The 12,430-nt window shown below is 27.5% G+C and carries 14 protein-coding genes; 5 read left to right on the forward strand and 9 right to left on the reverse strand.

Annotation, left to right across the window (positions count from 1 at the left end):
• Positions 1-33: 33 nt before the first annotated feature.
• Positions 34-1,194, reverse strand: coding sequence for a TsoY family (seleno)protein (locus APAC_RS06995; protein WP_130233427.1), 1,161 nt, complete (start codon positions 1,192-1,194; stop codon positions 34-36).
• A 160-nt stretch (positions 1,195-1,354) separates the two neighbouring features.
• On the opposite strand from APAC_RS06995, the gene APAC_RS07000 reads away from it, so the two are divergent.
• The gene (locus tag APAC_RS07000; RefSeq protein WP_130233428.1) at positions 1,355-2,197 is read left to right on the forward strand and encodes a GGDEF domain-containing protein; all 843 of its coding nucleotides are present in this window, start codon (positions 1,355-1,357) and stop codon (positions 2,195-2,197) included.
• 25 nt (positions 2,198-2,222) lie between these two features.
• On the opposite strand, the gene APAC_RS07005 is transcribed toward APAC_RS07000, so the two are convergent.
• The 8 genes from APAC_RS07005 to hemB all read right to left on the reverse strand — a co-directional run bounded on the left by APAC_RS07005 (position 2,223) and on the right by hemB (position 10,553).
• Positions 2,223-2,501, reverse strand: a complete 279-nt coding sequence (locus tag APAC_RS07005; RefSeq protein ID WP_130233429.1) for a c-type cytochrome — start codon at positions 2,499-2,501, stop codon at positions 2,223-2,225.
• Between the two features lie 62 nt (positions 2,502-2,563).
• Positions 2,564-4,135: an AMP-binding protein gene (locus APAC_RS07010; protein WP_130233430.1), complete on the reverse strand. Its 1,572-nt coding sequence runs from the start codon at positions 4,133-4,135 to the stop codon at positions 2,564-2,566.
• 9 nt (positions 4,136-4,144) lie between these two features.
• Positions 4,145-5,332, reverse strand: a complete 1,188-nt coding sequence (locus APAC_RS07015; RefSeq protein WP_130233431.1) for a glutamate mutase L — start codon at positions 5,330-5,332, stop codon at positions 4,145-4,147.
• Positions 5,326-6,693 carry a methylaspartate mutase gene (locus APAC_RS07020; protein WP_130233432.1) on the reverse strand — a complete coding sequence of 456 codons (1,368 nt, stop codon included), beginning with the start codon at positions 6,691-6,693 and terminating at the stop codon, positions 5,326-5,328. The genes APAC_RS07015 and APAC_RS07020 overlap by 7 nt, the downstream gene beginning before the upstream one ends.
• The gene (gene glmS, locus APAC_RS07025) at positions 6,694-7,098 is read right to left on the reverse strand and encodes a methylaspartate mutase subunit S (RefSeq protein ID WP_130233433.1); all 405 of its coding nucleotides are present in this window, start codon (positions 7,096-7,098) and stop codon (positions 6,694-6,696) included.
• A gap of 114 nt (positions 7,099-7,212) precedes the next feature.
• Positions 7,213-8,580 (reverse strand): oxygen-independent coproporphyrinogen III oxidase, encoded by a 1,368-nt coding sequence (hemN, locus tag APAC_RS07030; protein ID WP_130233434.1) that lies wholly within the window; start codon positions 8,578-8,580, stop codon positions 7,213-7,215.
• Positions 8,581-9,510, reverse strand: a complete 930-nt coding sequence (argF, locus tag APAC_RS07035; RefSeq protein ID WP_130233435.1) for an ornithine carbamoyltransferase — start codon at positions 9,508-9,510, stop codon at positions 8,581-8,583.
• 71 nt (positions 9,511-9,581) lie between these two features.
• A complete protein-coding gene (gene hemB / locus APAC_RS07040; protein WP_130233436.1) occupies positions 9,582-10,553 on the reverse strand; it encodes a porphobilinogen synthase in 972 nt (323 codons plus the stop codon).
• Positions 10,554-10,612: 59 nt separating this feature from the next.
• On the opposite strand from hemB, the gene ribA reads away from it, so the two are divergent.
• Genes ribA through APAC_RS07060 form a run of 4 tightly spaced genes read left to right on the forward strand, consistent with a single transcriptional unit; the run spans position 10,613 to position 12,368 of the window.
• Positions 10,613-11,188, forward strand: a complete 576-nt coding sequence (gene ribA, locus APAC_RS07045) for a GTP cyclohydrolase II (protein WP_130233437.1) — start codon at positions 10,613-10,615, stop codon at positions 11,186-11,188.
• Positions 11,188-11,772 (forward strand): 16S rRNA (guanine(527)-N(7))-methyltransferase RsmG, encoded by a 585-nt coding sequence (rsmG, locus tag APAC_RS07050; protein ID WP_130233438.1) that lies wholly within the window; start codon positions 11,188-11,190, stop codon positions 11,770-11,772. Before ribA ends, rsmG begins: the two co-directional genes overlap by 1 nt.
• Positions 11,772-11,990, forward strand: a complete 219-nt coding sequence (locus APAC_RS07055; RefSeq protein WP_130233439.1) for a PP0621 family protein — start codon at positions 11,772-11,774, stop codon at positions 11,988-11,990. Before rsmG ends, APAC_RS07055 begins: the two co-directional genes overlap by 1 nt.
• Positions 11,991-11,999: 9 nt before the next feature.
• A complete protein-coding gene (locus tag APAC_RS07060; RefSeq protein WP_130233440.1) occupies positions 12,000-12,368 on the forward strand; it encodes a hypothetical protein in 369 nt (122 codons plus the stop codon).
• Positions 12,369-12,430: the final 62 nt, after the last annotated feature.

Below are 12,430 nucleotides of genomic sequence, written 5' to 3' on the forward strand. Positions count from 1 at the left end.
GGAGATTGTATCTAAATATAATCTTTTAAATAATTAAAATTGAAATTTTTTATTTAATTTAAAGAAATAAGCTATTGTTTTGTATTGAACAAAAATAAATGGAATCATAAGTATAAAATAAGCAACCGAATATTTATCAATTATACCATTTAAAGTTAATCCAAAATTGATAAAAAACATACCTAAAACCATGAACGCAACACCTGGACAAATTAGGGCAAATGATACAGCTGATTTATCTTCTGAGTGTATATATTTATCAAAATAACCAATACTTTTCATAACTTTATACCCTAATAATCCAAATAATATTTGTAATGATAATACAATTGATAATAAAATAAATAGACTAGTTTTCTCCATTGGTGCTTGGAAATTATGGTCTAATCCAAAAGTTAATCTAACAAATGTAATACCAAGAAGTGTTAAAATAGGAATTATAATCCACAATGATGGTGCCGCTTCCATAGATATTCCACTTTCAAAAATATTTTTAATACCAATTGTTAATTTAATAAAAATCAATAAAATAGCAAGTGAAGCAAAAAATATTGAACCAAAAAATGCAATTGCATTAATAACTATATTATGACTCATTGCTGCAGGTGCAGCGAATCCAACTCCAACCATTGCAAATGCAAAAATAGAAATCATTTGTGAAAGATTGTTATTTGTTGCAAAATCAAAGTTACCTTTGATAATAAGTCTTGAAAAATAATCAAAGAAAATCTTCAATGCAAAGTATCCAGCTATTACAAAGCCTAAAATAGCAAATGGAAACATATATTCAACAATTTCCCAAAGTCCAGGAACAAAAACAGCCCCTAGTACAAAACATACATTTATCGTCATTGCAAAAGTTAAAGGAATTGCCATAAGCGTTACTTGTGAATTTGAGTTGATTAATTTATTATATGATTCACTTTTTTTATATAAATTAAATTGTTTTACATTAAAAATTAGTAGTTTAAAGTGAAAAAATGCAAAAACTAAAATAAATACAAGTGAAATACCTACTACAATAGATAGCCAATCCCCTTTTAAAAGTGCTGGCATAACAAAATCAAATGTTGCTAAAGGTACCTTTGGATGTGGTACTAAAAACATTAAATACATAAAAAATGATACACTAAGTCCTCCTGCTCCAAGTGAAGCTAAAAAGCACATAGGTGAAAAGTTTTTTCTATAAGTCATTAAAATCTCCTTTTAAATATGACTGCTATTATATAGTTAATTATTTTAAATACTTATAAATATATTATAATTTTTACTTATATAAATAAATTAGAAATAATTATCATATTAACTGCTAAGTTATTTATTGATATAGTACGTCTTATTATCTGGAACTAAAATGTATAAAATATCAGTCTCAAAAGATTTATTCGAAGAAATATTATTAAAAAAAACAAATATACTAAAAAAAGAGAATACTAAATATTGGAAAAAAGAATTACTAGAAGTAAAAATATTAAATGATAAATTATCATATTCAATAAAAAGTATTGATAAGTTAATCATCACAAATGGTTTAGGAAATGATAAGCCATATATGAAAGTAGAGTGTTTAGATATAGTTTATTCTCCATCAAAAGAGTGTTTTGAATTTTATTTAGGAAAAGTTCTAGAGCAAAAAAATACACAAATTGAAGAAAATTATAAAGATATTTTAATTGAAAGACTTATTAAAGAAAAATTAGAGCTACAAAATAGTTTAAATAAAGATCATTTAACACAAGTATATAATAGAAGAAAAATGGAAGATGATTTAAATATTTTTATAAATCAAAAAAATGCTTTTATGCTAACCGCAATTTTTATAGATATTGATAGGTTTAAAGAGATCAATGATAATTTTGGGCATGATATTGGAGATAAGGTTTTAGAACATATCTCAAAAATACTAAGGGTCTATGCTAAAAAGTTAAATGGAGAAGTTTACAGATTTGGTGGAGAAGAGTTTGTGATTTTTTCTTTTATTGCAAAAGATAGAATAATAACTATTTTAAATGAACTAAAAAATGAAGTAAAATCAAATAAAATGTATCATCCAAAGAGAGATATTTTTATTAGTATTAGTATGGGAATATCATTTTATGATGATTATAAAGACAAAAAATTGTTTATTAAAAAAGCTGACTTAGCTGTATATGAAGCTAAAAAAAATGGTAGAGATAGAATAGAGTTTGCAAATTAAAGCTAGATTTACTAGCTTTAATTTTTTATTTTGCTATTTTATTAGCAATTGCTTCAATATCAGCATCTGATAAATCTTTAACTTGATTTACCATAAGAATCTTTTGAGGCCCACCATATGTTCCGTCTTTATAACCTTTCATTGCAGCTATAAAGTCAGCTTTAGTCATATCTTTTATAACTTTTGATTTACCTAATGCAACTTTTTCTCCCGAAGCTCCATGACAAGTAACACATTTTGCATATGGGTCAGCAAATGCAACACATGCAGTTAATATAGTTGTAGCTAAGATTATTTTTTTCATGAATATATCCTTTTTATGAAATAGAATATATTATTTTATAATAAAGAGAATTTATTTTCTCTTTATTTTGTAAGAATTTCTTTTTTTAGTTCTTCTTTATTGATTTTATTTTTGTCAGAAGGAACCAATGGAAGTGATTTTTTATATACAATTTTTGAAGGAATCATATAAGAAGCTAGATGTTTTTTTAGTTCAAATAAAATCTCACTAGAGTTTAATTCTGCAAGTGCAGTATAAACTAAAACAATCTCTTCTTCAATCTCATCATTTTGGATTGAAAAAACTGCACATCTTTCAATTTCTGCAATATTTGAATGAACTACTTCTTCAATTTCATAAGGATTTACTCTAAATCCTCTTGTTTTAATCATGTCATCATGTCTTGATACAAAGTAGAAGTAACCTTCTTCATCTTTATAAACATAATCTCCTGTTTTTACTACAACTTCATCTCTAAGTTGTCCTTCAAGATTAATTACATTTTTTAGAATATCAATTGATTTAAATCTTTGCGCTGTTACTTCAGGTGCATTCCAAAATCCTTTGTAAATATATCCACCTCTATGAATTAATTCACCAACAACTCTTGGAGCACACTCTTCACCTTTTTCATTGATTACATATAATTCAACATCTGGAATTGCTTTACCAATTGATTTTGGTCTTATTTTTAATTGACTTGGGTCTAAATATGTTGATCTAAATGCTTCTGTTAATCCATGCATTGAGTAAAACTTAGCACCAATAAAGTGCTTTTCAACATCATTAATCATTTTATCTGTAACATTTCCACCAGAACTAGTAATAATTCTTACATTTTTTAGTAATTCACCACTTGGAAGTCTGTGTTCATCTTCATCAAACATCTCAGTGATATTTATAGGCATTACAGGTAAAACTGTAACTTTATCATTGATAATATGATTAAAGAAATCATTTGGCAATACAAATCTATGAAGTGCCAATGTTGCTCTTTTATATAATGAACAGAAAAGTTGATTTAATCCATAATCTAAATTAAATATTAAGATACTAGAGATTACATCATCTTCATGTAATTGTAAATATTGAGATACAACTCTTGCACTATCAATTAAATTTCTATGGGAAATTACAATACCATTTGGTTTACCACTTAAACCAAAAGAGTAAGTAATAACTGCATTATCATGACCACTTATTTCACAATTATATGGCTTATTATAGTATTTATAAATCTCTTCAAATGATGGTAAATCTTTATGAGTTGTTTCGTATGAAATAATATGACCATCAAATTTAATCTCTTCAATTGATTCAATTTTAATTTTATCAGTAATAATACATTTAATATCACAATCTTCAATGATATACTCAACTTGTTCTGATTTTAATAGTTTTGTTAGTGGAACCAAAACATAATCTGTTGATAAAATTGCAAGTATTGCAATTACTTGGTCAACACATTTATTTGAATAAATACCAACTCTACTACCTTTAGGTAAGTCAAGTTCTGCTAAATAGTAAGCAATTTGATTTACTTTTGTAAATAATTCACTATAAGTTAATTTTTCATTCCCAAATACTAAGGCAACTTTGTCTGGGTGTGATACATTTGCATCTTCGATTAATGTTCTAATACAGTTTATTGACATAGTTTCTCCTTATTGTTGTGTTATACCTAAAGTCCAAATATCATAATTTGAATCTAGGATAATTGATGGATAAATTTCAGAAGTTAAAATCTTTTTGTAGAAAAATGAAATAATATCTTCAGCTTCTTCAAAACTAAGAACTTTAGTAATCCCACCTGTTAATACTATAGATTTTAGTAGATTTAACTTTAATTTTATATATAAAGGATGGGCTTCACTAACTTTATATAGTACTAAGAAGATTGCAAGTTGCATTAATATTCTTGTTGCTTTTTCAGATTCTTCATTAAAGATATTTTCTGTTACTTTTAAATGAGCTAATAATTCATATACAAACTCATTGTTTTTTGCTGCAAAAATTAATGATTCTTTTGATTTAAAAACCCCTAGTTTTTTAAATACTAATCTATCATATTCATTTTCAGTTACCATATTATTATCAATTGCTAAATCTTTAGAATAGTGAATATCAGTAGTTGCTCCACCAATATCAATTAAGATAAATGGATTTACAGCTGCAAACTTACTATCAATAAGTGGTAATGTTTTATTTACAATATATGGTGTTGAGTAAATTTGATTTGAAGTTAATTCATATAGGTGTTTAATGTCTTCTTTACCCATAATATCAGCTTGATAAAGATTTGTTAAATAATCTTTTAAAGGCTCTTCAACCACATGAAGTTTATTATCAATAATATTATCAACAACAACTACATTATCAATATTTTCTTTTATATAATCTTCATCTAAACTTGAACCTGCAAATACAATATTTGAGTAGTTTAAATTTTCTAAGAAATTAAACAGTTTTTCATCAAATACATCTTTAACACTATCAATTCCACCTGCAATAATAACAACATCAATTAAATCACTAGGAATTGATGCACTTTCAATATCTTGATATAAAACAGTATTAATAATATTAATTCCAGAGTTATAAGCAATATTTGTGGCATATTTTAATGAAAATGAGTTAGTAACTCCAATAATAAGTGTTGTTAATCCTCCATTTGCAGAAGAACAAATATAAACATCTTCTTTTGCAAATTTTGAGATAGTATCACCACATTTACTAGTTAAATCATCAAATATATCTTTATTAAAATCTCTAAAGTGTTGTTCTACATTTCCATTTGCACAAACTTTAAAATATGTACTTCCTACATCTACTAATAGTTTATTTTCTACCATTGCATAATCCCTATATCATGAATAATATCATTTACGATTGATGAAGCATCTTTATTTAAGTCACATTGAGATTTTTCGTACTCAAAACATCTATCAGAAATTGGTAAATTACCTTTTTTGATGATTCTAATGTTTTTGTTTTTATCTCTAACTGTTACAACTTCATTGTGGTTAATGATGTGTGGTGAGTATGGACAATCGATAATTCCAGATTTAATAGAGTTAAATACTTTTCTCCATAATGTATCTGCTTTATCGTTGAACACTGCACTCATAATACTCATAACTTCTTCAGTTAATATTTCTTCTTCCATTTCATCAGTAATATCAGGAATTCCATTTAACATTCTTAAAGTATATTGAGTATTTGCAACGGTTTTGGCATTTGATTCACGTGTAGGAATACCAAATGCTTCATCTCTAGTTTTTGTAATAATCTTATCTGCTTTTACCATCATAGCAATAATTGTTGCAGTATTAATTAATGATTCAGAGAAATCTTTATTTGCAGGGAATGCACCCATCCATTGATGATATACTAAGTGAATATCAGCATCTCCACAGTTAATTTGTTCTGCGTAGTGTTTTGCTAATTTTCTTAATACTTTAGCTGTTACAATATCTTGAATCATAGACCCAGTTTGTGAGAATGATACAGAGAATGATTTTACACCCTCTTCAAGTGATAAAAGCATTTCACAAAGTTGAATAACAATAGTTACACAAGGTGGAACTAATGTTGCAGTTAAAGGTCCAAATGATTCTCTATTTATTGGTTCATTTAATTTTGAGTAGTTTGCACAAACTCTTTCTACATATTTCCAGTATAAAAATGCTTTATCTAAAGGAAAGTTTTTAGAGTAAGGTAAAAGATATGTAATCGGTCCACCTTCAATTTCAAAGATACCAGAAGCAATTGCAGTTTCAACTAATAGTCTTGCATCAGGTGTACCATGTCTTAATGAAATCGGTTTATTAAAATGAGTCATCATTTTTCTAGTAGTTCTATATCCATGATTAACTAATGGGTAACCATTTAACATATCAACTTCATTTTCTTCACTAAGTTTTAACATCTTAGCAGAACTAGCGTAATCATTTAATCTTGTATTTGAATCAATCGTACAAGGTAATACATCTACATCTGCATCAACAAAGAATTCATAAAGTGAAAACATTTTTTTGTAAGTTGGGAATCCACCTCTTGGTTGAACCAACATTTTATTTTTAGTTTTAAAATTGTGAGATATAAATAGGTCCTTTGATGCACCTTTTACAAACTCTTCAATTTCTGCAAAGTCAAAATTATCTGCATATTTATTTTGAACGATTATATTTCGTTCTTCTTGAAGTAAACTCAATTATCTCTCCTCCAAGTATTTTTGTAATTCGTCAAGTCCAGTATTTAAATCTGTTTGATGGAATACTAAATCAAATCCATAATCCTTGAATTTTGGAACTAATACATCAGCATCTCCCTCACCAACAGCAAGGTTACCACCAATCATAAATACAACATCTTTTAAATTTTTATATTTTGATTTCAAAATCTTTAGTTCTCTACACCAACCTTCAGCTTCGCCGTTTAATGATGAGATTAATAATACATCTGCATTTGTTTCAATAACTGCATCAATAAACTCTTCAAGATAAGTGTTAACACCTAAATTAAATACTTCAAATCCTCTTGCTTGTAATGATATATCAATCAGTCTATTTGCAACAACGTGAATATCATTACCAACTACTCCAGTAACTACTTTCATATCTTATACCTAAATATTTATTATTTGTTTTATTCAAAAGTTTGCGATAATATCTAATCTTTGGTTAGAAATAGATTAGGGTAGGGTGTTTTAGCAAGTTTTGAAGCTCTAAGACTAAATAGTCTTAGAGAATCTTCTTTTTTCTTCGGGAATTTTGTTTAAATATGCATCAAATGGCATACAAATATTTCTAATAAGCATAGCACCTGTTTGATTAACTTCAATTTTTTCATTACTTAAAGTTAGTAATTCTGCTTCCTCAAACTCTTTAAGTGCACTTAGTGCATCAGCAAAATATTCACCAAAGTTTATATTAAATTCATTTTCAACTCTAGTAATATTTAATGAGAAGTTACTCATAAGTTCCATAATAACAAATTGTCTTAATTGGTCATCATCACTTAAGGCATAACCTTTAAATGTAGGTAAATCCCCATTATCAATAGCCTCTTCATAAGGTTTTAAATCTTTAAAGTTTTGTGCATAGTAATCAACTCCATTACCAATAGAAGTAAGACCAATTCCAATTAAATCTGCTCCTCCTTTAGTAGTATATCCTTGGAAGTTTCTATGTAATTCACCTTTTTCAATTGCTTTGAATAATTCATCTTCAGGTTTTGCAAAGTGATCCATTCCAACCATTTTATAACCATTTGATGTAAAGAAATCAATTGTATCTTTTAACATCTCAAGTTTTTCTTGTGGTTTTGGAAATGTTGTTTCATCAAATTTTCTCATTGTTTTCATAAGCCATGGAACATGAGCATAATTAAATACTGCAAATCTATCAGTATCAAGTGTAATCATTTTTTCTAAAGTCTTTTTAAATGACTCTCTAGTTTGATGTGGTAATCCATAAATTAAATCTGTGTTTATTGAATGAATTCCAGCTTCACGTGCAATTTTAATAACATTTTGAGTTAATTCAAATGGTTGAATTCTATGAATTGTTTTTTGTACAGTTTCATCTAAATCTTGTACCCCAAAACTTAATCTATTACATCCACCATTTTTAAGAACATCCATATGCTCTTTTGTGAAAAATCTAGGATCTACTTCACAAGAGATTTCAGCATCATCACTGAAATTTGGAAATATTTCTTTAATTGCTGTTATTACTTCATTTAATTGTTCAGGTGAGAAAAAAGTTGGTGTTCCTCCACCAAAATGCATTTGAGTTACAACTCTTTTTGTATTTAGGTGTTGTTTTAATATATTTAACTCTTTTTTTAAGTATTCAATATATCTTACTTTTTTATCTTCTTTTGATGTAAAAATAGTATTACACCCACAAAAATAACATGCGCTTCTACAAAAAGGCATATGAATATAAAGTGATAATGCTCTATCATCACTTTGATTTTTGTAATATTGTTTTAAATCTTCTTGAGTGAACTCTACACTAAACTCAGGGGCAGTTGGATATGAAGTATATCTTGGTCCTGGTTTAGAATATTTTACAAACTTGGCAAAATCTATCATCTATTTTTCATCTCTTTTTCGATCTAGCCAAACCATTACACCTTTTTGTGCATGTAATCTATTTTCTGCTTCTTCAAAAACAAGACTTTGTTCACTTTCAAATACCTCTTCAGATACTTCATAACCTCTATAAGCTGGTAAACAATGTAAGAAAATGGCTTTATCTTGAGCGAGTTTCATCATTGATGAGTCTACCATATACCCAGCAAACTCTTTAACTCTTTTCTCTTTCTCTTCTTCTTGTCCCATAGAAACCCAAGTATCAGTTGTAACAACAGTTGCACCTTTAACAGCTTCTCGAGGGTCATTTCCTACAATGATTTTTGCACCAGATTCTTTTGCTATTTTTTGAGCATTGGCTAAAATCTCAGCATCAACTTCATAACCTTTTGGAGTTGCAATTCTAAGCTCAAACCCTAATTTAGCTGCCATATTCAGCCATGAATGTGCCATATTATTACCATCACCTACATAAGCAGCAACTAAATCTTTATCTAGTCCTGCTTCTTGGATAGTCATATAATCAGCCATTAATTGAACAGGATGATATTCATTTGTTAAACCATTTATTACAGGAACTTTTGAGTATTTTGCGAACTCTTCTAATTTTGATTGTTCGAAAGTTCTTATCATTACCATGTCTACCATTCTAGATATTACTCTAGACGTGTCACTCATTGGTTCACCTCGTCCTAGTTGAATATCATTAGATGATAAAAATAAACCAATTCCACCAAGCTGATAGATACCAGTTTCAAAAGAAACTCTAGTTCTTGTTGAACTTTTTTCAAAAATCATTCCTAATGTTTGATTAGGCATGTAGTCTTTGAAGTTTTTTTGCTTAGTCTCTTGTTTGATTTGTTTAGCTAATTCTAAAATTTCTAAAATCTCTTCTTTAGAATAGTCTGCTAATGTTAAGAAATGTCTCATTTTATTTCCTCTGTAAATTTATAAAAAACAAATATTCTAGTTAATTAAGCTTTGAAATAACTTAAAATAACCTATTTTCTTAAAAGTTCACAAGCTTCTTTTGCATGATAGGTAATTATTATATCTGCACCAGCTCTTTTAAAGCTCATTAAAGTTTCCATCATTACTTTTTCATAATCAATTAGTCCAGCTGCTCCTGCATGTTTTAACATAGCGTATTCACCACTAACATTGTATGCACATAAAGGTAAATTTGTATTATTTCTAATATCTCTAATTACATCTAAAAATGATAATGCAGGTTTAACCATTAAAATATCAGCACCTTGTCTCTCATCTTCAAGTGATTCTTCAATAGCTTCTAATCTATTAGCTGGATTCATTTGATAGCTTCTTCTATCTCCAAAAGATGGTGTTGATTCAGCAACATCTCTAAAAGGTCCATAATATGCACTTGCAAATTTTGTTGAGTATGCCATAATTGGTAGATTTTCATAGCCATTTTTGTCTAATGCTGTTCTTAATGTTTCAATAATTCCATCCATCATTCCACTTGGAGCAATCATATCAGCACCTGCTTTTGCATGTACTATTGCTTGTTGAGCAGAAATTTCTAATGTTTTATCATTATCCACAGTCTCAGTTTTAGGATCTAATATTCCACAATGTCCATGATCTGTATATTCACAAAAACATAGGTCTGTTACTACAAACATATCAGGAAATTTTGCTTTAATTGCTTTTATTGTTCTTGCTATAATACTCTCATCACATAAACATTCACTTCCAACTGAATCTTTAACATCAGGAATTGCAAAAAGAATAATAGATTTTAAATCAATACTACATAGATATTCACACTCTTTTACTATTTCATCAATACTCATTTGAAAAACACCAGGCATTGATGAAACTTCAGTTTTTATTCCAACACCTTCTTTTACAAATAATGGATATATAAAATCATTGCTAGTTAATGTAGTCTCTTGTACTAAGTTTCTTAATGTTTTATTTATTCTTAATCTTCTATTTCGTTTAAACATAATATTTACCTCTTTTGGTTATAATCGCAGAATTCTAACAATTTAAGGTTTAAATACAAATGAATATTGAGAAATCAAATATTGCTAAGTTACCTACTAAACATGGTCAATTTTTTATAAAAGCGTACAAATATAATGACCAAGAACATTTAGCAATAATGAGTGAAAATTTTGAAAAAATTGAAGCACCTTATGTAAGAATTCACTCAGAATGTTTAACTGGAGATGCATTAGGAAGCCTAAAATGTGATTGTCAAGCGCAATTAAACTTAGCACTAGATTTTATAGCACAAAATGGTGGAATGGTTGTTTATCATAAACAAGAGGGAAGAAACATAGGTCTTTTCAATAAAGTTAATGCGTATGCATTACAAGATAAGGGTAGAAATACAATTGAAGCAAACGTAGAACTTGGTTTTGCTCAAGATGAAAGAGATTATTCAGTTGTAGGGTGTATATTTGAAGATTTAGGTGTTAAAAAAATAAAATTAATTACAAATAATCCTGAAAAAATCAAATATGTAGAAAGTTTAGGTGTAAATATAGTTGAAAGAATGCCAGCTATTATTGAAGCTAATATTCATAACAAAGATTATTTAGCAACAAAAAAAGATCAAATGGGGCATTTACTTTAATGAATTTAAAAAGTTTACTTGAATTAAATGGTTTAAAATTTGAAGATAAGTTTTATGAAGATTGTAATGTTTTTGTAGAACTTCTTCAACAGTGGGGGAAAATTCACAATTTAAGTGGAAGATTAAGCAGTGAAGATATTTATGAAAATATTTTAGACTCACTTTATCCTTTATCTTTTATTGATAATTATGACTCTTTTGCAGATATTGGAACAGGTGCTGGGTATCCTGGCTTGATACTTGCAATTGCTCTTAGAGATGTAAAGTCATATTTAATAGAACCACGAATAAAAAGGGTTTCTTTTTTAAATTTTGTGAAAGCTAGTTTAAAACTTGAAAATTTAACTATCATTTGTGATAGAGTGGAAAAAGTAAAAGATGTTGAAGTTGATTTAATTACTTCAAGAGCAGTTACTAATACCTCTTTATTACTTGATATTACACAAAATATCAAAAAAGAGAATAGTTCGTACCTTTTTTATAAAGGAAGTATGCTAGATACTGAATTAAATGAAGCAAAAGTGAATAACTACAAGATAGTTAATAGAAAAGATAGAAATTATCTATATATAAAAGGTATGTAATGGTATTAAAAGTTTTAGCAATTGTTGTTGTGCTAATTTTGGTTTATATCTTCTTTTTCAAAAAAAGTAGAGAAAGTGAAATTACAGGTAACAAAAAACATGAGATAGAAGATGAATTGGTTGAATGTCCAACTTGTAAAACATATGTTTCAAGTAAAGAATCAATTTTAAGTAATGGTAAATACTATTGCTCTAAAGAGTGTTTACTAAATAAATAGGAATTTAAAATGATATTAATAGGTGATAAGTTAATTCCCTTTGAAAATATATCCAAAATATCAATTATTGATGATATAAAGCACACAAACTCTAATAGTACAATTATTTTTTATTTTCAAGAAGAGATTTTAAAATATTGTTTTGAAAATGAATTATCAAGTGCGGTTATAGTTTCAAATATAAAAGAGGCAGTATATGCTAACAGCTTAAATGCAAAATATATTATTTGTAAAGAAAATCTTGCTATTAAAATTCAAAAAATAGCAGATAACTATATGTTTGATACTAGAGTTTTAGCAATAATAGAAAACTCAGATGAGATAGAATCTGTAGCTTTAAATGAAATTGATGGAGCAATTTACAAGGATTTGCTTTAGGCTTTTTACTTAAAAGTAAGTAATTTTTAGATAGGATAATTGCCTTTAATAACACACTAATA

It is taken from the genome of Malaciobacter pacificus (assembly GCF_004214795.1).
Classification (GTDB): domain Bacteria; phylum Campylobacterota; class Campylobacteria; order Campylobacterales; family Arcobacteraceae; genus Malaciobacter_A; species Malaciobacter_A pacificus.